Below are 19686 nucleotides of genomic sequence, written 5' to 3'. Positions count from 1 at the left end.
ACTAAAGTCGCCTCAGGTTGTCAGCACGAGCTGGCGGTCTGAGGCGCTTTTGTTCCGGGGCGGAGGACGGATGACCGCGGTGGGGCCGCTGGACGCGATGTTCCTGCTCGGCGAGACGCGCGAGCAGCCGATGCACGTCGGTGGCCTGATGCTCTTCGAGTTGCCGGAGGGTCCCCGGGATCAGGTGTTTCCGGACGGGACGCGGGACTACGTGTCGCGGCTGTACCAGGAGATCACCCAGGGCCAGACGATCAATCCGGTCTTCAGCCGGCGGGTGCGGAACCGGCCGCTGGACCTCGGCTACTGGTCGTGGGAGCAGGATCAGGAGATCGACCTGCAGTACCACGTCCGGTTGTCGGGTCTGGCTCGTCCCGCGCGGTACCGGGAGTTGTTCGAGCTGACCAGCAGATTGCACGGCACTCTGCTCGATCGGCGCCGGCCGTTGTGGGAGATGCAGTTGATCGAGGGCGTTCAGGGGCGCCGGTTCGCGATCTACACCAAGATCCACCACTCGATGATCGACGGCGTCACCGCACTGCGCTGGATGCAGCAGATGCTCACCACGGACCCGAAGCGGACCGGGATGCCGGCGCCCTATGCCCTCCCGATGGACCAGCCCGGAGGGCTCGAGGACTGGTCTCGCAGTAACCGGGTGGAGCCGGGGAGTGGGCAGTCCGGGGTTGCTGGTGGCGGAGTGCCGACGATGGCTGAGCTCTTCGCGGCGGTGGGACGGCTACCGGATGAGGCCGGCCGCGTTGCCGGTGGGGTGGGGCGGGTGCTGGCGGATCTGGCCGGGCTGTCGTCGGTCGGGCTGCGCGGCGCGGTCAGGAGGTTGCAGACCGAGCACTCGTCGGTCGCGTTCCAGGCGCCGCAGACGATCTTCAACCAGCCGATCACCGGAGCCCGCCGGTTCGCGGCCCAGTCGTGGCCGATGGAACGGCTGGAGAAGGTGCGGGCGGCAACGGGCGCGACCTTGAACGACGTGATGCTGGCGATGTGTTCGGGTGCCATGCGCAACTACTTGCTGGAGCTGAACGCCCTTCCGGACAAGGCGTTGACGGCGATGGTGCCGGTCTCGTTGCGCAGTACCGGCAAGGCCGCTCCGGGTGGCGCGAACTCGCTGGCCACGCTGATGGCGGATCTGGCCACGGACGAAACCGACCCCGGCCGCCGGATCGGCCGCATCATGGACTCCACCGCCTACGGCAAGGAATTCCTGTCCCAACTGAGTCCCCTGCAGAACCTGATGATGGGAGCACTCGGCGTCGGCTCGGCAGGCCCCGCCGCGGTCATCCCTGGCCTGGCGGGCCGCACCCCACCGCCGTACAACCTGGTCATCTCGAACATCCCCGGCCCGCCCGAGAGCCCCCTGTACTGGAACCGCTCTCGCCTACTCGGCCTCTACCCCGCGTCGATCGTCCTCAACGGCCAGGCGCTCAACATCAGCGTCACCAGCTACGCCCAGCAACTCCACTTCGGCCTCGTAGGCTGCCGCCGGACCGTTCCCCATCTGCAACGCCTCCTGACCCACCTGGAAACGTCTCTGGCTGAACTAGAGCTTCTCTAGATACCGAGGCACGATCTCCGCCTCGCCACCCGGCTCGACGTACCAGGCCCGCGCTTCAGGCAGCACCGACACGGCCTCGTGGAACGTGCCGTCGACGTAGTGCAGACCCACGCCGTCCTCGGTCGCGTAGCCCGGCGGAAGCTCGCCCGAGGCAACCAGTTTCCGGTACGTCGTACGCCGCGGCTGGTCAGCGAGGTCGTCGTGGACGCCGTTGCTCCACGGGAGCCAGCCGAGTCCGTTGCTGAAGGCATCGAGGGAGCCGCTGAACGAGTCGGTCGGGCCACCGATGTGCCAGCACAGGCTGCCGGCGCTCTGGCCGGCCATCACCACGCCGTTCTGCCAGCACTCGTGCAGGATCTCGGGCAGCCCGTGCGCCCGCCAGACCGCCATCAGGTTCACCACGCTGCCGCCGCCGACCCACAGCACGTCCTGCTCCAGCAGGAACGAGCGGACGTCGGCGACGTTCGGCCGGGTGAACAGCGTCAGCACACTCGACTCGACCGAGGGGTCGTTGCCGAAGGCATCTTCGAACCAGCGGACCACTGCCGGGTTGTCGCCCTCGGCCGTCGGGATGAAGCAGAACTTGGCCGGACCGCTGACGGCTGCCAGCGATACGGCGTACGAGATCAGGTCGCGGGTGCGGGAGCGGTCGCCGGTGAGGATGCCGGAGATCGCGAAGATCTGCGTCGGGCTCATCGGCCGGTCAGAGGCGGACGATGCCGTCGGGGGTCTGGAAGATGGCGGCCACCAGGCCGGGCTGGCCGTTGGGGCCGACCCAGGCGACGTCGAGGTCGTCGAGCAGGTGGTCTGCCGGGTGGCCGATCCAGTCGGTGACGCGGGTGGGGTCACCGGCGATCTCGAGACCGGTCAGCTTGACGCCCTTGCCGCCGACCGACGGGTGCTGGGTCAGGTCGTCCCAGTGGATGAAGAACGGCAGCTGCGGGTCCGACATCAGGCCCTTGACGCCGATCTGGCGCCAGCTGATGTTCACCCCGTCAGGCCGGTGCCGGTTGCCCGGGACTGCCTCACGCCCGAGCCGCTTCTCCATCCGCGGCATGTCGCGGACCGCCACCACCCAGCCGAGCCAGCCGCCGCCGAGCTCCTTGCGGGCGCGGACGGCCTGGCCGAACGGCGCCTTGTCCGAAGCCGGGTGGTCCAGCACGTCGACGACCTCGATGTAGCGGTCGTTCTCCAGCGGCAGGACGTGGTTCACCGTGCCGAAGCGTGGGTGGACCCCGCCGTCCACGAACTCCGCACCGAGCACGGCCGACAACCGCTCGACCGTCGCTTGGTACCCGTCGGGCCCCGCCGCATATGAAAGATGATCCAAGCGCATGTCAGTCATTGTGTCCGCTATCAGGCCGCGGCGCGGATCCGGGGTGTCGAAGGAAGGCAACCCTAACTACAAAAACAAGAGAGTGGAGGCCGGGAGAAACAGGGGAAAGAGTTCCTAGCGGGAAGCCGGGTGCGGCAGCAACTGACGGCCCGCGTCGAGGTGCTGCCGGCAGTACTCCGCCAGCACGTCGTACGCCTTCAGTCCCATCAGCGTCTGCAGCTCGACCTTGCTCGACTCGAAGACCGCCTCGACCGCGATGTGCGCCTCGGTGTTACCGGTGCAGTACCAGTCCAGATCGTGCCCACCCGGCCCCCAGCCGCGCCGGTCGTACTCCCCGATCCCGACCTCCGTGTACGACGTCCCGTCCGGCCGCTCGACCTCGCGGAAGGTCCGCCGGATCGGCAGCTGCCAGCAGACGTCCGGCTTGGTCTCGACGAAGTGGACGCCCTGCTTCAGCGCCAGACCGTGCAGCGCGCAGCCGCCACCACCGGGGAAGTCCGGCCGGTTCAGGAAGATGCAGGCGCCTTCCCAGACGCGCGTCTTGCGGTCGCCGTCGTCGTCGGTCTCGACCCAGCCGTTCTTCTTGCCTTCCTTGCGGTACTGCCAGTCCTCGTTGCTCAGCTGCTTGACGTAGCCCTTGACCCGGGCCTCGTCCTCCTCGTCGGAGAAGTGCGCGCCGAGCGTGCAGCAGCCGTCGTTCGGGCGGCCCTTGTAGATGCCCTTGCAGCCCCCGCCGAAGATGCAGGTCCAGTTGGAGGTCAGCCAGGTCAGGTCACACCGGAACACCTGGTCGGGGTCGTCGGGGTCGACGAACTCGACATAGGCACGGGGGAAGTCAAGAGATACCTCAGGCACGTGGCAAGAGTACGTCTTTCCCGCCGCCCGCTCAGCCACAGACTCCGAGTCCAGTAGCGTGAGGGTATGCGGCTCGGCGTACTCGACGTGGGATCAAACACTGTCCATCTCCTCGTGGTGGATGCGCATCGTGGTGCCGCGCCGCTGCCGGCGTACTCGCACAAGACGGAGCTGAAGCTGGCCGAGCACCTGGACAAGGACGGCAAGATCGCCAAGTCCGGTGCCGACGAGCTGGTCTCCTTCGTCACGGAGGCGGCCGAGCTGGCCGAGGACAAGGGCTGTGAGTCCGTCCTCGCCTTCGCCACCTCCGCGCTGCGCGAGGCGCCGAACGGCGAGAAGGTGCTGGACCGGGTCCGGAAGGAGGCCGCGGTCGACCTCGACGTGCTGTCCGGACAGGACGAGGCGCGGCTGACCTTCCTCGCCGTCCGCCGGTGGTTCGGCTGGTCGTCCGGCCGGCTGGCGGTCTTCGACATCGGTGGCGGGTCGCTCGAGATCGCGGCCGGCTCCGACGAGGAACCCACGGTCGCGGTCTCCGTGCCGCTGGGCGCCGGCCGGCTGACCCGCGAGTCGCTGACCCAGGACCCGCCGGACAAGGACGAGGTCAAGGCGCTGCGCAAACGGATCCGGGTCGAGATGGCGGCGGTCGCGGGCGACGTACTGCGGGCCGGCAAGCCGCAGCGCTCGGTGGCGACCAGCAAGACGTTCCGGTCGCTGGCGCGGATCTGTGGGGCGGCGCCGTCCGACGACGGGCCGTACGTGGCCCGCTCACTCGACCGCGAAGACCTGACCGAGTGGATGCCGAAGCTGACCGCGATGTCCGCGGCCGAGCGGGCCGAGCTGCCTGGCGTCTCGGCGGGTCGCTCGAACCAGCTGGTCGCCGGCGCGCTGGTCGCCGACGCCGTGATGGACCTTTTCGACCTGGCCTCCCTGGAGGTCTGTCCGTGGGCCTTGCGCGAAGGCGTGATTCTGTCCCGTCTGGACCAGTTGCAGCCCCGATGAACAAGCGCGAAGGCACGACGAAATGACCCGCAACACCGCCAGGATCGGCCTGTCCAACGCTTCGGTCTACCCGGAGTCGACCGCCAGCTGCTTCGAGCTGGCCTCCCGGCTCGGGTACGACGGCGTCGAGGTGATGGTCGGCATCGACCCGCTGAGCACCCAGATCGACGCCATCCAGCGGCTGGTCGACTACCACCAGTTGCCGGTGCTCGCGATCCACGCGCCCTGCCTGCTGATCACCCAGCGGGTCTGGGGCACCGACCCGTGGGGCAAGCTCGAGCGCAGTGCCGAGGCGGCGTCCGCGCTGGGTGCCGACGTGGTGGTCGTCCACCCGCCGTTCCGGTGGCAGCGCGACTACGCGCGCGGGTTCGTCGAGGGCATCGCGCGGCTGGAGGCGGAGACCGGGATCATCTTCGCGGTCGAGAACATGTACCCGTGGCGCGCGCCCGGCAAGGGGTTGCAGGCGTACGCGCCGAGCTGGGACCCGACCGAGCAGACCTACGCCCACACCACGCTGGACCTGTCGCACTCCTCGACCGCCGAGCAGGACTGCGTCGAGCTCGCCGCGACGATGGGCAAGACGCTGAAGCACGTGCACCTGACCGACGGCACCGGCTCGGCGAAGGACGAGCACCTGGTGCCGGGCCGTGGCACCCAGCGGGCCGCCGATCTGCTGCACGGGCTGGCGAACCAGGACTTCACCGGGCACATCATCATCGAGATCAACACCCGCCGCGCGACCAGCCGGTCCGAGCGCGAGGTCGACCTGATCGAGTCGCTCGAGTTCACCCGCAAGCACTTCACCCGCACCACCGACGCCGTCCTGTCCCGGCGCCAAGCCTTCGCCGTGACCAGCGACGGCGAGGTGTCGGAGCTGACCTCGTGAGCCCGAGCACGCCGGCCGCCGCGGGCAAGGTGCCGACGCCGGACCGCGGCTCGCCTCGTACGCCGAAACCCGCTACCGGCAAGCCACGCACGCCCCGCACCCCACGCAGTACGGCGAAGTCCGCTGCCGGCTCGCGGAGTCCGGGGCGCCGGCCCGGTGGGCCCGACACTCGGGGAGAGATCCTGCGGGCGGCTCGGGAATCCTTTGCCAGCAAGGGATTCGCGGCGACCTCGCTGCGAGCCGTCGCGCGTGAGGCGGGCGTTGATGCGGCGCTCGTGCACCACTACTTCGCCGGCAAGGACGAGCTGTTCATCGAAGCGATCGGGCTGCCGATCGATCCACGGCAAGTGGCCGCGCGGGTGCGGCAAGGTCCGCCCGACGAGCTCGGCCGGCGGATCGTCACCACCTTCCTGTCCGTCTGGGAGTCGCCCGAGGGGCAGCAGCGGATGAAGGCGCTCCTGCGCAGCATGGCCGGCCACGACGAGGTAGCCCGGCTGATGCGGGAGGGCATCACCCGGCTGATCATCAAGCCGGTGTCACAGACCCTCGACGTACCGGATGCAGAGTTGCGCGTGACGCTGGTCGCCAGCCAGCTGATGGGGATGGCGATGGCCCGGTACCTGGTGGAGCTCGAGCCGATCGCCTCCGCCAGCGTCCCCGACCTGATCGAGCGGCTGGCCCCGACCTTGCAGCACTACCTGACCGCGTGAAGCTGCCCACCGACAGCGAGATCCGCGACCTGCACGCGCAGTACGCGCCGACCCGCGAGGCCTTCGAACTCGTCCACGGCCACTGCCAGATCGTCTGTGACCTGGCCGAACAGCTGATCGTGCGCAACAACCTCGAAGTGGACGTCGACCTGGTCCGCGCGGGCAGCCTCCTGCACGACATCGGGGTCTACCGGCTCGACGGCTCCGGCTACATCCGCCACGGAGTACTCGGGCATGAGCTGCTGCAGGAGCTGGGTTTTCCCGAGGAGCTCTGCCGGTTCTGCTCGCATCACACCGGTGTGGGGTTGAGCCGCGACGACGTCGTACGGCAGAACCTGCCGATCCCACCTGGCGACTACCTGGCCGAGACGGCTGAGGAGGAGTTGGTGATGTACGCCGACAAGTTCCACAGCAAGACCACGCCACCGAAGTTCGTCACGGCCGCGGAGTACCAGACCTCCGTACTGCGCTTCGGCGCGGCCAAGGCCGCTCGCTTCGCCGGGCTGGTCGAGCGGTACGGCGTACCCGAGCTGCCTTCCCGAATCTGACTCTCCGACCAGTTGCCAGTCGACCGGCTTCGCGCTAAATTCATCACATGATGAAAAACGAGGTGGCGGTGTCTTGCCGGGACGTCGTGGTGGTGCGCGGGGCTCGTGAGGTCCTGCACGGCCTCAGCTTCGATCTCCGGGCCGGCACGGTGATCGGGCTGCTCGGCCCGTCCGGGTGCGGCAAGACCACGCTGATCCGGGCGATCGCCGGGTTGCAGGCCAAGGTCACCGGTGACGTCCAGGTGCTCGGTCTGCCGGCCGGTGCGGCCGAGCTGCGCGGTCGGATCGGCTACGTCACCCAGGAGCCCAGCGTCTACGGCGACCTGTCCGTCACGGAGAACCTGCGCTTTTTCGCCGCAGTACTGGGTGCTCCGCCCGACGATGTCGATCGGGTCATCGATGTCGTGGATCTCCGCAGTCACGCGGACGAACGTGTCGACCAGCTCTCCGGCGGTCAGCAGTCCCGGGCGTCGCTGGCCGCGGCGCTGCTCGGCAGCCCCGAGCTGCTCGTCCTTGACGAGCCCACGGTCGGCTTGGATCCCGTACTGCGACGCGACCTCTGGGACCTGTTCCACCGGCTGGCCGCTGACGGCGCGACCCTGCTGGTCTCGAGCCACGTGATGGACGAGGCGAGCCGCTGCGACCGGCTGCTGCTGATGCGCGACGGCGATCTGCTCGCCGACGAAACCCCGCAGGCGCTGCTCGACTCGGCCGGGACCGTCGACATCGAGCAGGCCTTCCTCACCCTGATCGACCGGAAGGCCGGTGCCCGATGACGCTCCGAGTGACGTTCGCGATGACCGCCCGGGTGATCGCCCAGTTGCGCCGTGACCACCGAACGGTGGCGATGCTGATCGTGATGCCGGCCTTGCTGGTCAGCCTGATGTGGTGGATGTTCCAGGACTCGCCGGCCACCTTCGACCGGGTCGGCGGGCCGCTGCTCGCGGTCTTCCCCTCCATCATCATGTTCATCGTCACCTCGGTCGCGACGCTGCGGGAGCGGTCCACCGGCACGCTGGCCCGCCTGTTCACGATGCCGATGGGCAAGCTCGACTTCCTGCTCGGCTACGCGCTCGCCTTCGCGCTGATCGCCATCGTCCAGGCCGTCGTGGTGGTGTCGATCGCCCTCTACGCGCTCGACCTCGACATCCGCGGTGACGCCTGGCAACTCGGCGTGGTCGCGGTCCTCGACGGCATCCTCGGTACTGCGCTCGGCCTGTTCGCGAGCGCGTTCGCAGCGACGGAGTTCCAGGCGGTCCAGCTGATGCCGGCCGTGATGATCCCGCAGTTGCTGCTCTGCGGCCTGCTCCTGCCCCGCGACCAGCTTCCCGGCGTACTGCACGCTGTCAGCGACGTGCTACCTCTTTCGTACGCCGTGGACGCGGTCGCCGGTGTTGCTAGAGGCAACGGGTTTGGGGAGGGTGCCGGGACCGATGCGCTCATCGTGGCCGCATTCATCCTGGCCGCTCTCACCCTCGGCGCGGCAACCCTCCGGCGCCGTACCCCGTAGCAGTCAGCGGCGAGGTGATTGTCGCAGGCGGACCGGGCCCGGGCCTTGGTCCTGCAGGGTGTCGTCGGGGTTGAGGAGTGCGCAGGCTTTCATCGACAGGCAGCCGCAGCCGATGCAGCCGGTGAGTTCGTGTTCGAGGTCTTCGAGGACCCGGCGGCGTTCCTGGAGCTGGCGCTTCCAGGTGCGGGACATCCGCTGCCAGTCCTCGTGGGTAGGGGAGTGGTGGTCCTGGGGAAGGCAAGCGAACATGGCGGCCAACTCGGCCAGCGGTACGCCGAGCCGCTTGGCGACGATGATCAGCGAGATACGGCGCAACATGTGGCGGGCGTAGAGCCGCTGGTTGCAGCCGTCGCGGGACGAGAAGATCAACCCTTTGCGCTCGTAGAAGTGCAACGCCGACGCGGAAACACCGGTACGCCGGATCACCTCGCCGATCGCGAGGGGAACGTTGGGGTCCACCGAGCTGTCCATCGTGGGCAGGACGCTACGAGTTCAACCACGGTTGAGGTCAAGGACTTGCGCTCAACCATGGTTGAGCCGCTGAGCTGATCCGGCCAATCTTCCCGGACCCGCGAAAGTGAGCCCGTCATGACCTCGTCACCTCCGTCCACCAAGCCGGCGACCCGAACCGCGACGCCCACCCTGCCTGTCGTACTCGCGGCCGTGGTGCTGGTCGCGATGTCGATCTCCGGCACCGCGGTGGCCTTGCCGAGTATCGGCAAGGATTTCGGCACCTCCGGATCGCCGTTGAACTGGGTGGTCGCGGGCTACAACCTGGCCTTCGCCGCCATGACGCTGGTGGCCGGGGCAACCGCCGACCGGGTCGGCCGGCGCCGGGTGTTCGTCGGCACCGGGGGCATCTTCGCGACCGGCTTCCTGGTGACGGCGCTCAGCCCGTCGATCGTGATCACCGACGCGGCCCGGATCCTCTCGGGGATCGGCGCCGCGGGCATGATGGCGGCAGGCGGCGCCCTGCTCGCGTCGACGTACGACGGCCCGGCGCGCAACCGCGCGTTCGCCCTGATGGGCACCATGGCCGGTGTCGGCATCGCGATCGGACCGACGTTGTGCGGCCTGCTGGTCTCGGCCACCGGCTGGCGCGGCAGCTTCGCCGTCTTCGCGATCATCGGCCTGCTCGTCGCGGTCGGCGGGACCCGGTTGCGCGAGTCGCGCTCACCCGGTGGTTCCACCGACTGGCTAGGCAGCATCCTGTTCGTCGCCGCCCTGTCCATCCTCATGTACGGCGTCCTGCAAGCGCCCGCCCGCGGATGAACGGATCCCCGCATCGTGGTGTCCTTGCTGGTCGGCCTGCTTGCCCTGGTGGTGTTCGCGATCGTGCAGCGCCGGACCGAGGCCCCGGTGCTGGCGCCCGCGCTCGTGGCGAACCGTCAGTTCATGGCGTGGAGCCTGGCGACGGTGACGACGTCGATCGGGTTCCTCGGAGTACTGGTGTTCCTGCCGACGTACCTCCAGGCCGCGACGGGGTTGAGCCCGGCCGTCGCGGGGCTGACCATGTTGTTGCTGACCGCACCTGTCCTGGTGATGCCGATGATCGCGGTATCCCTGGTGAACAAGGGGATCTCGGCTCGCTTGCTGATCCTGCTCGCGCTGGCATTTGTTGTCATCGGCAACTTGTCGCTGATGGTGTTGCGACCCGGCGACACCGTGGCGGTGATCGTCGTACCGCTGCTCCTGATCGGCATCGGGATGGGCGCGTCGTTCGGGCTCACTGACGGCCAGGCGATGAGTCTCGTCCCGCCGGACACCGTCGGCGCGGCAGCAGGGTTTCTGAACACCCTTCGCGGAGCCGCCGAGGCGCTCGTCATCGCCGGCTTCAGCGCTTCGCTCCTCGGCTTCCTCACGTCCAAGCTCGAGGGCGACATCAGTCGAGCCGCGGCCGTCAGCTCCGGCCGCATCGGTGATCACGCACAGTTCGAGCTGGATGCCATCACTTCGTCGTGGCAGCTGACGCAACTGTGCATCGGCATCCTCTGCTTGACCTTGAGCCTCGTCGTCGCTGGCCTGATGTACAAGCGGACAGCGGAGGTGAAAGTCAGCTGAGGTGGCGGACGCCTTCCCAACCGGCGTCGGTGGAGACGTTGACTGTCACCCGGCCGTCCGGCCAGCCGCCGATCGCGGCTTCGACCTGGGCAGCGGCGGGCGTGGTGCCGTCGACGTAGTAGTGCAAGATCCGGTGTCCCGCGGCGGTCTCGTGCGCGAGCAGCCGGCCGGAGTCGCCGAGGCGAGCGGTCAGATGATCCTCGAAGTCACGCAGGTGGCTGAGTGTCTCGTCCAACGGCAGGCCGTCTTCGCGAGCTGCCTTGTACGGAACCGAGACAGCGACGTGCGTGTCCAGGTGGGGGAGCTGCACCGACCGCAGCGGCACCATCGCCGTCGCGACCAGCCGATGCCCGTCGGCCGTCGTACCCTCCATCAACCGCCAGCTCGGCCCACCGTCCTCGGCAACATGATCAGCAGCAAACGCCGCCACAGCCGGCAACAACTGAGTGATCGGTACTGCGTCCGCCGGGCGCTCCACCGCGGTCTCGATCGCGCCGACCCAGGTCTCGACGAGCTCCTCGCCCAGCACCAGGTCGAGCAGCAGGAACGTGACCCGCTTCTGCAGGTGCTCCGGAAGGTCGCTGAACGTCGGATGGTGGACCCCGACGTGCAGGGCGGCTTCGCGGGTGTCAGCCTCGATCGTGACGACCGCCGCGTCGATCTGCACCGGCGGCATCCCCTCGAAGCGGATCGTGACATCCGGCGCCGGGCGGCGCATGTCGGCGTACTCCCAGGTCTCGTCCGACGGCGGTGCCGCCCGCAGCCAGCGCCGGGCGAAGGCGCGAGTACTGGGGTCGCCGGCGGCCGTCACCACCAGGACGTGCGAGGCGTGCAGGCCGGGGCCGAGCTCCCAGTCGAGGTTGCCGTGGATCCGCGAGACGTAGCGCGACAGCACCTCGGCGGTCGAGTTCGGGTCCTGCTTCGCGATGGCAGCCGCCACCGCGTCCGCGCCTTTCGCGGTCCACCAGGCCCAGAACTCACCGATCGGGTCACCGGTCGCGGCCTTGCGGCGCTTGAACAAAGGCATGCTCGCATCCTCCCTCGGAACGCGGGCCAACCGGAACCGGGGCGTTTGTATACCAGGACCAGTGGTACCACTGGTGTGGTCCTGGCCACACTCGCGGTGCAGAGTGGGCGTGACCATTAGGGGCCGAAAGGTTCAGGCGCGTAGCCTGCTGACACCCCTGATTCATCGCGCGGCACAACGGGGCCGGGTGGGACGGGAAACGAGGAGGAACGCAAAAGTGCTTCGGCGAGTCCTGCTGGGCGTGTCCCGCAGCCCCAAGATCAAGAAGGCCGTCACCGCGCTGCCGGTGTCCAGCGGCATCGTGGCCCGGTTCGTGGCCGGCGAGACCGCTCCGGAGGCCGTCCTGGCCACCGAGAAGCTGGTCAGCAACGGCCTGAACGTCACCCTCGACCACCTGGGCGAGGACGTCACCGATGTCGCCGCCGCCACCGCGACGGCCGACGCCTACCTCGACCTGCTCCGTCAGTTGTCCGCTGCCGGGCTGACCACCAACGCCGAGGTCTCGGTGAAGCTTTCTGCTGTCGGCCAGGCGCTGCCCGGCGACGGCGAGAAGATCGCCCTGGAGAACGCGCGCTCGATCTGCCACGCGGCCCGCAACGCCGGTACGACGGTCACCCTCGACATGGAGGACCACACCACCACCGACTCCACCCTGAGCATCCTGCGCGAACTGCGCCAGGACTTCCCCGAAACGGGAGCCGTCCTACAGGCCTACCTCCGGCGTACCGAAGCAGACTGCGTCGACCTGGCGTACGCCGGCTCACGGGTCCGCCTGTGCAAGGGCGCCTACAAGGAGCCCGAGTCGGTCGCCTTCCAGGACAAGCGCACCGTCGACAAGGCGTACGTCCGCGCGATGAAGGTCCTGATGAACGGCGCCGGCTACCCGATGATCGCCTCCCACGACCCCCGCCTGATCGCCATCGCCGGCTCCCTCGCCGACCGCGCAGGTCGCGCTGCGGGCAGCTACGAGTACCAGATGCTCTACGGCATCCGGCCGGAAGAGCAGCTCCGCCTGGCCCGCAACGGCCAAACGGTCCGCGTCTACATCCCGTACGGCGAAGACTGGTACGGCTACCTGGTACGCCGCCTCGCCGAACGGCCCGCCAACCTCCAGTTCTTCGCACGCTCGCTCATCAGCAAGAAGTAGCACCCCACGCGGGCTCCGACGCCCGCTCCTGCGTCGCGTGCTCGTTCGACCGCTCCCACCCGCCCGGTGTGATGCGCTCCTGCGTCGCGCGATTCGACCACGGTGCGGCAGCAGCCTGCTGCGTGAGCTACTGCGGTCGCGTGGTCCCGCCGCGCGTACGCGCGGCGCTCGGGTAAGTCGCGACCGCCCGGCCGATTGGTCCGGGCCCGCATAGACTCTGCCTCCTTTCGTTGAGGGGGCAGGTATGAAGAGGGCATATGCCGTCACGGCGGCCGTCGTACTGGCCGCTGGTTCGGCGGGTGTCGGTGGTATCCGCTGGGCGGTCGGGCGCAACGATCCGACGCAACCGGCGACTGTCCAGGCGGTGGCAGCGGCCGCTGCTCGGCACGTGCCGAGCGATGCGAAGTTACTCAAGGTGATGGACGGCGGAGGCGACAGGCTGTACGCACGACTCACCTATGACGTCGGCGGCAAGCCGGTTCTGGTTGGGATCGAGGTGCACCGGTTGAAGGGATGGCCGGCCGACTCGATGGGCGACTGCGACAACTGTCGCTCGACATGACGGTCTGTGAGACCCGCCATCTCGAGGACGGTGTGAAGCTGACCGTCGCCCGTGTCACCGACCAGGACACGACAATGGTGGCGGTCACACGCCCAGACGAATTCCTACTCGTCTCAGCATCCCCTCGCGGCGTCTCCGACCCGCCGATCACCGCCGACGTACTGACCGCCATCGCCACCGACCCCCTGATCGGCTTCAAAACCAACCACCAGATGCTCAAGGCCGGGAAAGACATCCAGCTGACCGGCTGATGCACGCACTATCTCTGCACTTCAGCTGATCAGCCTGGGGGAAACGCCAGCACGTGAAGTAGACCCACAAGAGATGCCGCGCCGACGATTTCGCCGGCTTCGATGCGAGCGCGGATCGAGCTGAGTGGGACCCACTCGACGAGTTCGGCCTCGTTGATGTCGGTGGGGTCGCCGATGTGGTCGGCGCCGTGGGAGACGAAGAGGAGGTTCTCGGCATCGGTCGTGCCTACTGATGGCTGCAGAGCTACCAACGGCTCGACGTTCTTCGGGCGCCAGCCGGTCTCTTCCTCGACCTCGCGGGCGGCCGTCACGGCTGGATCCTCGTCGGGGTCGACATAACCGCCGGGGAGTTCCCAGACCCAGCGGTCGATGATGAAGCGGTGCCGCCACATCATCAGGACGTTCTCGTGCTTCTCGTCGAGGACGACCATCATGGCGGCCTTGGGCATCCGTAGTACGTACTGCTCGAACTGGACGCCGTCGGGAAGTTCGACGGACGCGATGCTCAGCTGCAGTCGCCGGGTGTTGTCGATCAGCCGCTCGCCGTGGACCTTCCAGAGTGTTACTTCGTCGCCCTCGGATGCCACGACATGACCCTACTCAACTGGCAGCTCCGGCCGAGCGGGTGCGGAGGAGGTTGATGCCGGGGCCTTTGAGGTCGGTCCAGTACGTGGTGCGGCCTGTCATGGCCAGGGTGAGGGCGATTGTGGGGCCGGTGATCAAGTCGCCGGTGCCTGTGGTGAAAGGGCCGTCTGTGGCGACTAGGCGTAGGTCTCGGATGCGGCTCTTTGCCAGGACGACGAGGTCGGAGCCCGCGTAGTACTGGGCCAGGCGGGTGATGGTGGCGATGGGGTAGTCGCGGTGGATGGCGAGGGGGCGGCGGATGTCCTCGCCGTGGACGATCGTTTCGCCGAGCATCGCGATCACCGGGATCGGTGCCTTTGTGGTGCTCGGGATGATCCGGCGGAAGCGTTCGAGGGTTTCGGTGGGTGAGGTGCCGAGGTGGTCGGCCAGTCGGTACGCGACCTGTTTGTCGAAGTCGAAGCGGCAGCGGATCACGCCGGCCATCCATCGGACGGGATTCAGGCTGGCGCCCGCGGTGAGGTGGGCCAGGGTCTCGCGCACGGTGAAATCGCTACAGAGCGACTGGCTCTCCCACTGGTCGTCAGTCAGCCCGACCAGGTCGTCGGCCAAGGCGGCGCGCTCGGCGTGGATCAGCTTCCAGAGGTCGTTCATCGCGGGTCTCCTGTCGGATCGGTTTCCGGTAAGACCGGACCGGCGCCGCGGAATCATCGCCCGAGGAGTGGAATTCCTCTTTTCCCGAGCGGTGCCTGCTGACGTAGCGTCGGGGAAGTGGACAGGGGCGATGATCTACAGCTTGCGTTCGACACCGCTGATCTGGCGGCGAAGCTCGCGCTGCCGTACTTCGAGGCCGGGGTTTCGGTTGCGCTGAAGGATGACGGCACGCAGGTGACCGAGGCGGATCGCGCGGTCGAGCGGTTGATCCGCGAGACGCTGTCCGTGGCGCGGCCGGGCGATGCGCTTCTCGGCGAGGAGTTCGGGCGGCTCGGTGACTCCGAGCGGGTCTGGGTCATCGACCCGATCGACGGTACGAGGTTCTTCAGCGGGCGGGATCCGAACTGGCGGGTGCAGCTCGCGCTACAAGTTGCCGGGAGCATCGAAATTGCCGTGGTCGCAGCTCCTGCGCTGGGACGTTGCTGGTGGGCGACTCGGGGAGGCGGTGCTTTCGAGTCCTCCTGGCCGCGCGACGAGGCCGAACCGCAGCGACTCGAAGTCAGCAGTACTTCGTCGACGGCCGGCGCTCGCCTTGCTGCGTTGGACGACGCGTCGAGAGCGCGGTTTTCCGCTGGTGTGGTGCGCCCGCCGGCCAGCCCGCTACCGCTCGTCGAACTCGTCCGCGGCGAGATCGATGGGTTCCTGGTCGAGCGCTACTTCCTCTGGGACCACGCACCCTGGATCCTCATCGTCGAGGAAGCCGGCGGCCGTTTCACCGACCGCACCGGCGGACGCGCAGGCGATCAAGGCGGCGGCCTCTACTCCAACGCCAACTTGCACCAGGAATTGCTGACCGCACTCGGCTACTCAGCACATCCCTGAAGCTCAGGTCTATTTTTCGAGGTCAGCGAGAAGGCCGTCGAGCACCTGCGTCAGGGCTGCGGAGTTGTCAGAAGTGAACCAGGTCGTGCGAATGCGCTCGTTGCTTCCTCTCGGCGTCTCATGGTCGGACGCGAGCTGCTGCAAGGTGCGGTTGTCGTCACCCAGTGCGCGACCGAGCTCCCGAAACACGCCGCGAACATAGCGTTCCGCGTCGTCGGAGGCGATCCCATGACCGGCCGCCCACGCCGCGACGGTGGTGAGGTACTGGAGGTGGGCAGTCAGCGTCCCGGTCACCGCGGAGAAGACGTTGAAGGCATGCTCGTCCGCGGCCGGGAGAGCTCCGCCCAGCAACTCGAAGAGGGAATCCACCTCCGGATGGGACGGGCAGGTCACCGTGACGGAGCGGCGTTCGCGGATGGCCGGCAGCGGAATCGCCCGGACGATCGGGGCATCGGTGGTCAGCGAGGTGCGCAGGTCTTCGGTGCCGACGCCGGCCATCACGTTGACCAGGATCTTGTCGTCGGGAACAGTCAAGCCGCCGAGCGCTTCGTGCCGATCCTGACGGCGTATGGCGATGATCACGATCTCGGACTGGTCGACCACCGCCTGGTTGTCAGGACACACGCGCACCTGCTTGTACTGCGTGGAAAGCTCCGCCGCCGCACGAGCTCCCCGGGGCGAGAGGAACACGTCGAATTCCCCATCGCCCTGGTGATACAGACCGTCCACGATGGCCCGGCCGATTTCTCCCACTCCGATGATGCCAATGCGCTTCACCGCTTCGCTCCTCTTTCCGTCGTCAGGTCTTGGTGGCGTCTTTCCAGCCAGGGGAGTGCGAGTTCGAGGGTCAGCTCGATGGTTTCGTCTGAGGTGAGGCCGCGTTCTTTGAGGGCGAAGAATGCCGGTGGACCGATGACTGAGGCAACGACCGCCACCGATCGTTCGTCCGACGACAGGTCACCGAGGGCGGTTCGCATCAGGCGCTCGACGTCGGCGTAGTACTGGTCGACTCCGCCGCCCCATGCGCGGATGAGTTCCGGTTCTCGTTCGTAGGCGCGCCACCAGGGTCGGCTTCGCTCGTAGAAGGACGCGAGCTCGCGGGCCAGCCGCTCGAGGCGTTCGCGCAAGCTGCCGAGACCGTCGAAGATCGCTGCAGTCGGGACCCGGAGCTCGGCGAGCATCGCCTCGAAGACCGCTTGGGCCAGGTCGTCCTGCTGCGGGAAGTGGTTGCGCACGGTGGCCGGCGCGACGTCCGCGGCCCGGGCGATCGCGAGGTTGGACGCGGCGGCCAGGCCGCGCTCGCGGAAGATCTCCAGGGCCGCGGCGATGATCCGGGACCGGTTCTCGGCCTTCGGGGCGGCCCGCCGGCCGAGATTGTAAGGACGAGGCATGCGGCCTTCCTCGGCATTCTATTGACTGCTGGTGGCAGCCAAATGATACTCGCAGAAAGGGGAGCGGGGTGGAGGTCGGCATGGACAACGCAGGAACTCGAGGAACAGGCCGGCTGGCCGTTGCCCTAGGCGTCATCGCCGCCGGCAGCGCGGTCTCGCTCGGAACGTATTTCCTCGTCCGCGGCCCGTTCGGGACGATCAACGACATCGGCAACGCCACGGTCGGCGTACTCAGCGCGGCCCTGGCCTGGCGGCTCCGCCGGTACGTCGAAGGCCGCACCGGCGACCTCGCCGTCGGCGCGGCAACCGTCGGCGCAGCGATCACCGTGGCGGGGTCAGCACTCGTGGTCTCCGAGACAACGGGGTACTTCCTCGCCGGGCTCGTGTCGAGCGTGGGCTTCGCCGGAATCGGCGTGTGGCTTGTGACCATCAACCGCAGCAGGGCTCAGGCCGCCGAGTGGCCTCGTCGACTCCGATCGCTGGGAGTTGTGGCCGGCGGGCTGATGTCCCTAGGCGTGGTCACCCTGCCTGGAGTTCTCCTCCGGTACGACGACATGGCGACCGCGCCCAGTTGGATCTGGCTCGGGCAACTCGGCTGGCTCGGGATCTTTGTCGCCTACCCCACCTGGGCGATCTGGCTCGGCATCGTCGAGACGCACCGAGGCCAAGCAGGTCAACCCGGGGGATCAGGAGGGCGGTTCGTAGTACGTGATGAGGGTGGCGGCGCGGTTGCGGAGGGTGGTACGGAGCCATTCGGGGGAAAGGGCCTGCGCGCCGGTGGATAGTTGCCATAGCGCCCACTCGGCATGTCTGGCGTCCTGGAAGGTGACTTCGAGTCGCAGCCAGCCGTCTGGTTCGGTTTCTTCGGCGAGGACGGCGAGTGCGGTGCCGACCAGTTCCTCTCGGCGGGTCGGGCTCACTCTGGCCAGTACGGTGACTTGGTCGTCGCCGCCGCTGCGGAACCGGACGCTGCGTTCCTGCCAGGCCTGGTCCAGATCAACCTGGTTCGCCCGCTCAGCGGGCTCGGAGAGTTCTTCGGCGGCCAAGATCCGGGACAGCCGATAGGTGCGGTCGGCCCCTGATTTGGTTGCCAGCAAGTAGCTCTTCTCGCGGACGGTGACCAACCCGATCGGGTCCACCGTGCGCCACTCGGGGGCGCGGTTCAAAGCGGCGTACTGGATGCGCAGTTTGTGTCCGGCCAGTACTGCGCGCCGGACCTCGGCCACGACGGTGTCGGGCACCTCCTCGGTGACCGGCCGTCGGGCGAGCAGGTCAGCCTCTGGGTCGATGAGCAATCGCTGGGCCGCGCCGGCGGCGGTGTCCCGGTAGCTCTCGGGCAGTGCGTCGAGCACCTTGAGCATCGCGGATGCGAGCGCCGAGCCGAGACCGAATGCCTGAGCGCCGCGACGTGATCCGGCAACCACGAGGGCGAGGGCTTCCTCGTGGTTCAGTCCGGTGAGCTCGGTCTGGAAGCCGGGCAGCAGTTCGAACCCGCCGTACCGGCCGCGTTCGGCGTACACCGGGACGCCTGCCGCCGACAGTGCCTCGATGTCGCGCAGCACGGTGCGGGTGGACACCTCGAGTTCGCTGGCGAGCGTCTCGGCAGACAAACGACCGCGCTGGCGCAGCAACAAGACCAGCGAAACCAACCGGTCTGCGCGCATGCGGAAACTCTACCGAGATACACGACAGAAGATGTCGTGATTCGTTGGCAGGCTGATCAGCACGACGTCGAAGTACCGGCTACCGGAGCCGCGGGACGTCCCCGATGAAACCAATGGAGCTGATGTGGCAGTGGAACGAACGACGGTCAACCCGTGGGCCTGGTCCGGCGAGCTGGGCTACAACCAGGGCGAGGTCGTCTCCGGGCACACCCGGACCCTATATTGCGCCGGCCAGACCGCGATGAGCGCCGACGGCAAACCCGAGCACGCCGGTGACATGGCGGCGCAGGTGGCGCTGAGCCTCGACAACCTGGAGGCCGTCCTCGGCGAGGCGGGCATGTCCCTGGCGAACCTCGTCCGGCTCAACGTCTACACCACCGACGTCGACCTGCTCTTCCAGCACTACGGCGTACTGGCGTCGAGGCTGGGAGCAGCCGGCGTCGCTCCGCCCACCACGATGCTCGGCGTGACCAGGCTGGCGATCCCGGACCTGATGGTCGAACTCGAGGCCACCGCCGTCGCATGACACAACCACGCCGCCTCGGTGGGTACCAGGTTGACGTGCTCAAAATGGTCACGATCGGCGTCTACGGCTTCACAGTCGAAACCTTCCTGGAAACGCTCACCGACGGCGGCGTGGATCTACTCCTCGACCTCCGCCAACGCCGCGGCGTACGGGGTCCTGAGTACTCCTGGGCAAACTCGGCCCGTCTCCAGCAAGCACTAGCGGAAGCAGCCATCGACTACCGCCACCTGAAGGAACTCGCGCCGACCACCGAACTACGCCACCTGCAGTACGCCGAAGACGCCCGCAACGGCGTAGGCAAACGCAACCGCACCACCCTGGCCCCGTCGTACGCCGCCCGCTACACCCAAGAAATCCTCAACCCCTACGACCTAGCCGCCCTCGTGTCAGACCTCCCGCCCAACTCGGTGAGCGCCCTCTTCTGCGTAGAACGCGACCCAGCCGCATGCCACCGCTCCCTCGTAGCCACCCGCCTCCACACCGAACACGGCATACCGATCAAGCACCTCCACCCGAAGTAGAACGCAG

26 protein-coding genes are annotated in these 19686 nt (G+C 68.0%); 16 read left to right on the top strand and 10 right to left on the bottom strand.

What is annotated here, in order from left to right; all coding sequences use genetic code 11:
- Nucleotides 1-70: 70 nt before the first annotated feature.
- Nucleotides 71-1567, top strand: coding sequence for a wax ester/triacylglycerol synthase family O-acyltransferase (locus tag AB0F51_RS13900; RefSeq protein WP_360278970.1), 1497 nt, complete (start codon nt 71-73; stop codon nt 1565-1567).
- Here AB0F51_RS13900 and AB0F51_RS13895 read toward each other — a convergent pair.
- The 3 genes from AB0F51_RS13895 to AB0F51_RS13885 form a co-directional block, all read right to left on the bottom strand.
- The gene (locus tag AB0F51_RS13895; protein ID WP_360278967.1) at nt 1553-2263 is read right to left on the bottom strand and encodes a peptidase E; all 711 of its coding nucleotides are present in this window, start codon (nt 2261-2263) and stop codon (nt 1553-1555) included. The genes AB0F51_RS13900 and AB0F51_RS13895 overlap by 15 nt on opposite strands.
- A gap of 7 nt (nt 2264-2270) precedes the next feature.
- Complete coding sequence (locus tag AB0F51_RS13890; protein WP_360278965.1) at nt 2271-2903, bottom strand: VOC family protein; 633 nt, start codon at nt 2901-2903, stop codon at nt 2271-2273.
- Between the two features lie 114 nt (nt 2904-3017).
- The gene (locus tag AB0F51_RS13885; RefSeq protein WP_360278962.1) at nt 3018-3758 is read right to left on the bottom strand and encodes a hypothetical protein; all 741 of its coding nucleotides are present in this window, start codon (nt 3756-3758) and stop codon (nt 3018-3020) included.
- Nucleotides 3759-3824: 66 nt separating this feature from the next.
- Between AB0F51_RS13885 and AB0F51_RS13880 the strand changes: the two genes are divergently transcribed.
- The 6 genes from AB0F51_RS13880 to AB0F51_RS13855 are packed head-to-tail and all read left to right on the top strand — an operon-like array spanning nt 3825 to nt 8411.
- On the top strand, nt 3825-4757 hold the full coding sequence (locus AB0F51_RS13880) for a Ppx/GppA phosphatase family protein (RefSeq protein ID WP_360278960.1): 933 nt from the start codon (nt 3825-3827) through the stop codon (nt 4755-4757).
- Nucleotides 4758-4779: 22 nt separating this feature from the next.
- Nucleotides 4780-5643, top strand: coding sequence for a sugar phosphate isomerase/epimerase (locus AB0F51_RS13875; protein WP_360278958.1), 864 nt, complete (start codon nt 4780-4782; stop codon nt 5641-5643).
- Entirely contained in the window at nt 5640-6353 is a 714-nt protein-coding gene (locus AB0F51_RS13870) for a TetR family transcriptional regulator (RefSeq protein ID WP_360278955.1), read from the top strand. The genes AB0F51_RS13875 and AB0F51_RS13870 overlap by 4 nt, the downstream gene beginning before the upstream one ends.
- Entirely contained in the window at nt 6350-6901 is a 552-nt protein-coding gene (locus tag AB0F51_RS13865; RefSeq protein WP_360278953.1) for an HDIG domain-containing metalloprotein, read from the top strand. Before AB0F51_RS13870 ends, AB0F51_RS13865 begins: the two co-directional genes overlap by 4 nt.
- A 47-nt stretch (nt 6902-6948) precedes the next feature.
- The gene (locus AB0F51_RS13860) at nt 6949-7677 is read left to right on the top strand and encodes an ABC transporter ATP-binding protein (RefSeq protein WP_360278950.1); all 729 of its coding nucleotides are present in this window, start codon (nt 6949-6951) and stop codon (nt 7675-7677) included.
- Nucleotides 7674-8411, top strand: coding sequence for an ABC transporter permease (locus AB0F51_RS13855; protein ID WP_360278946.1), 738 nt, complete (start codon nt 7674-7676; stop codon nt 8409-8411). The genes AB0F51_RS13860 and AB0F51_RS13855 overlap by 4 nt, the downstream gene beginning before the upstream one ends.
- Before the next feature lie 3 nt (nt 8412-8414).
- Here the strand turns inward: AB0F51_RS13855 and soxR are convergent, their stop codons facing one another.
- Nucleotides 8415-8882: a redox-sensitive transcriptional activator SoxR gene (gene soxR / locus AB0F51_RS13850; protein WP_360278944.1), complete on the bottom strand. Its 468-nt coding sequence runs from the start codon at nt 8880-8882 to the stop codon at nt 8415-8417.
- 117 nt (nt 8883-8999) lie between these two features.
- Between soxR and AB0F51_RS13845 the strand changes: the two genes are divergently transcribed.
- Nucleotides 9000-9683 carry an MFS transporter gene (locus AB0F51_RS13845; protein ID WP_360278942.1) on the top strand — a complete coding sequence of 228 codons (684 nt, stop codon included), beginning with the start codon at nt 9000-9002 and terminating at the stop codon, nt 9681-9683.
- A gap of 15 nt (nt 9684-9698) precedes the next feature.
- Complete coding sequence (locus AB0F51_RS13840) at nt 9699-10472, top strand: MFS transporter (protein ID WP_360278940.1); 774 nt, start codon at nt 9699-9701, stop codon at nt 10470-10472.
- On the opposite strand, the gene AB0F51_RS13835 is transcribed toward AB0F51_RS13840, so the two are convergent.
- Nucleotides 10465-11499: a DUF695 domain-containing protein gene (locus AB0F51_RS13835; RefSeq protein WP_360278937.1), complete on the bottom strand. Its 1035-nt coding sequence runs from the start codon at nt 11497-11499 to the stop codon at nt 10465-10467. The genes AB0F51_RS13840 and AB0F51_RS13835 overlap by 8 nt on opposite strands.
- 217 nt (nt 11500-11716) lie before the next feature.
- On the opposite strand from AB0F51_RS13835, the gene AB0F51_RS13830 reads away from it, so the two are divergent.
- From AB0F51_RS13830 to AB0F51_RS13820, 3 genes are all read left to right on the top strand, one after another.
- Nucleotides 11717-12646 carry a proline dehydrogenase family protein gene (locus tag AB0F51_RS13830; RefSeq protein ID WP_360278934.1) on the top strand — a complete coding sequence of 310 codons (930 nt, stop codon included), beginning with the start codon at nt 11717-11719 and terminating at the stop codon, nt 12644-12646.
- Nucleotides 12647-12890: 244 nt separating this feature from the next.
- A complete protein-coding gene (locus AB0F51_RS13825) occupies nt 12891-13208 on the top strand; it encodes a hypothetical protein (protein ID WP_360278932.1) in 318 nt (105 codons plus the stop codon).
- Nucleotides 13205-13459, top strand: a complete 255-nt coding sequence (locus AB0F51_RS13820) for a hypothetical protein (protein WP_360278929.1) — start codon at nt 13205-13207, stop codon at nt 13457-13459. The genes AB0F51_RS13825 and AB0F51_RS13820 overlap by 4 nt, the downstream gene beginning before the upstream one ends.
- A 29-nt stretch (nt 13460-13488) precedes the next feature.
- Here the strand turns inward: AB0F51_RS13820 and AB0F51_RS13815 are convergent, their stop codons facing one another.
- Both AB0F51_RS13815 and AB0F51_RS13810 read right to left on the bottom strand, forming a co-directional pair.
- Complete coding sequence (locus tag AB0F51_RS13815; protein WP_360278927.1) at nt 13489-14046, bottom strand: NUDIX hydrolase; 558 nt, start codon at nt 14044-14046, stop codon at nt 13489-13491.
- 13 nt (nt 14047-14059) lie between these two features.
- Nucleotides 14060-14695 (bottom strand): maleylpyruvate isomerase family mycothiol-dependent enzyme, encoded by a 636-nt coding sequence (locus AB0F51_RS13810; protein ID WP_360278924.1) that lies wholly within the window; start codon nt 14693-14695, stop codon nt 14060-14062.
- A gap of 117 nt (nt 14696-14812) precedes the next feature.
- Here AB0F51_RS13810 and AB0F51_RS13805 point away from each other — a divergent pair, with 117 nt between their 5' ends.
- Nucleotides 14813-15577: an inositol monophosphatase gene (locus AB0F51_RS13805; RefSeq protein ID WP_360278921.1), complete on the top strand. Its 765-nt coding sequence runs from the start codon at nt 14813-14815 to the stop codon at nt 15575-15577.
- 9 nt (nt 15578-15586) lie between these two features.
- On the opposite strand, the gene AB0F51_RS13800 is transcribed toward AB0F51_RS13805, so the two are convergent.
- The gene (locus tag AB0F51_RS13800; protein WP_360278918.1) at nt 15587-16354 is read right to left on the bottom strand and encodes an NAD(P)-binding domain-containing protein; all 768 of its coding nucleotides are present in this window, start codon (nt 16352-16354) and stop codon (nt 15587-15589) included.
- The gene (locus AB0F51_RS13795) at nt 16351-16968 is read right to left on the bottom strand and encodes a TetR/AcrR family transcriptional regulator (protein ID WP_360278915.1); all 618 of its coding nucleotides are present in this window, start codon (nt 16966-16968) and stop codon (nt 16351-16353) included. The genes AB0F51_RS13800 and AB0F51_RS13795 overlap by 4 nt, the downstream gene beginning before the upstream one ends.
- An 80-nt stretch (nt 16969-17048) precedes the next feature.
- Between AB0F51_RS13795 and AB0F51_RS13790 the strand changes: the two genes are divergently transcribed.
- Complete coding sequence (locus AB0F51_RS13790) at nt 17049-17753, top strand: hypothetical protein (protein ID WP_360278913.1); 705 nt, start codon at nt 17049-17051, stop codon at nt 17751-17753.
- Here AB0F51_RS13790 and AB0F51_RS13785 read toward each other — a convergent pair.
- Nucleotides 17655-18632, bottom strand: coding sequence for a WYL domain-containing protein (locus AB0F51_RS13785; protein ID WP_360278910.1), 978 nt, complete (start codon nt 18630-18632; stop codon nt 17655-17657). The genes AB0F51_RS13790 and AB0F51_RS13785 overlap by 99 nt on opposite strands.
- A 130-nt stretch (nt 18633-18762) precedes the next feature.
- Between AB0F51_RS13785 and AB0F51_RS13780 the strand changes: the two genes are divergently transcribed.
- Nucleotides 18763-19158 (top strand): RidA family protein, encoded by a 396-nt coding sequence (locus AB0F51_RS13780; RefSeq protein WP_360279733.1) that lies wholly within the window; start codon nt 18763-18765, stop codon nt 19156-19158.
- A complete protein-coding gene (locus AB0F51_RS13775; RefSeq protein WP_360278908.1) occupies nt 19155-19679 on the top strand; it encodes a DUF488 domain-containing protein in 525 nt (174 codons plus the stop codon). Before AB0F51_RS13780 ends, AB0F51_RS13775 begins: the two co-directional genes overlap by 4 nt.
- Nucleotides 19680-19686: the final 7 nt, after the last annotated feature.

The sequence above is a fragment of the Kribbella sp. NPDC023855 genome, from assembly GCF_040639475.1.
GTDB lineage: Bacteria > Actinomycetota > Actinomycetes > Propionibacteriales > Kribbellaceae > Kribbella.
Note: the sequence above shows the minus strand (reverse complement) of the source record. Positions and strands in the feature narration are given on the sequence as shown.

Bases quoted from the DNA above. Each gene is read 5' to 3' on its own strand.
- AB0F51_RS13855 (WP_360278946.1), top strand. From the start codon at position 7,674: ATGACGCTCCGAGTGACGTTCGCGATGACCGCCCGGGTGATCGCCCAG.
- AB0F51_RS13880 (WP_360278960.1), top strand. From the start codon at position 3,825: ATGCGGCTCGGCGTACTCGACGTGGGATCAAACACTGTCCATCTCCTC.
- AB0F51_RS13785 (WP_360278910.1), bottom strand. From the start codon at position 18,632: ATGCGCGCAGACCGGTTGGTTTCGCTGGTCTTGTTGCTGCGCCAGCGC.
- AB0F51_RS13845 (WP_360278942.1), top strand. From the start codon at position 9,000: ATGACCTCGTCACCTCCGTCCACCAAGCCGGCGACCCGAACCGCGACG.
- AB0F51_RS13900 (WP_360278970.1), top strand. From the start codon at position 71: ATGACCGCGGTGGGGCCGCTGGACGCGATGTTCCTGCTCGGCGAGACG.
- soxR (WP_360278944.1), bottom strand. From the start codon at position 8,882: ATGGACAGCTCGGTGGACCCCAACGTTCCCCTCGCGATCGGCGAGGTG.
- AB0F51_RS13875 (WP_360278958.1), top strand. From the start codon at position 4,780: ATGACCCGCAACACCGCCAGGATCGGCCTGTCCAACGCTTCGGTCTAC.
- AB0F51_RS13860 (WP_360278950.1), top strand. From the start codon at position 6,949: ATGATGAAAAACGAGGTGGCGGTGTCTTGCCGGGACGTCGTGGTGGTG.
- AB0F51_RS13825 (WP_360278932.1), top strand. From the start codon at position 12,891: ATGAAGAGGGCATATGCCGTCACGGCGGCCGTCGTACTGGCCGCTGGT.
- AB0F51_RS13810 (WP_360278924.1), bottom strand. From the start codon at position 14,695: ATGAACGACCTCTGGAAGCTGATCCACGCCGAGCGCGCCGCCTTGGCC.
- AB0F51_RS13820 (WP_360278929.1), top strand. From the start codon at position 13,205: ATGACGGTCTGTGAGACCCGCCATCTCGAGGACGGTGTGAAGCTGACC.
- AB0F51_RS13795 (WP_360278915.1), bottom strand. From the start codon at position 16,968: ATGCCTCGTCCTTACAATCTCGGCCGGCGGGCCGCCCCGAAGGCCGAG.
- AB0F51_RS13835 (WP_360278937.1), bottom strand. From the start codon at position 11,499: ATGCCTTTGTTCAAGCGCCGCAAGGCCGCGACCGGTGACCCGATCGGT.
- AB0F51_RS13790 (WP_360278913.1), top strand. From the start codon at position 17,049: ATGGACAACGCAGGAACTCGAGGAACAGGCCGGCTGGCCGTTGCCCTA.
- AB0F51_RS13895 (WP_360278967.1), bottom strand. From the start codon at position 2,263: ATGAGCCCGACGCAGATCTTCGCGATCTCCGGCATCCTCACCGGCGAC.
- AB0F51_RS13890 (WP_360278965.1), bottom strand. From the start codon at position 2,903: ATGCGCTTGGATCATCTTTCATATGCGGCGGGGCCCGACGGGTACCAA.
- AB0F51_RS13775 (WP_360278908.1), top strand. From the start codon at position 19,155: ATGACACAACCACGCCGCCTCGGTGGGTACCAGGTTGACGTGCTCAAA.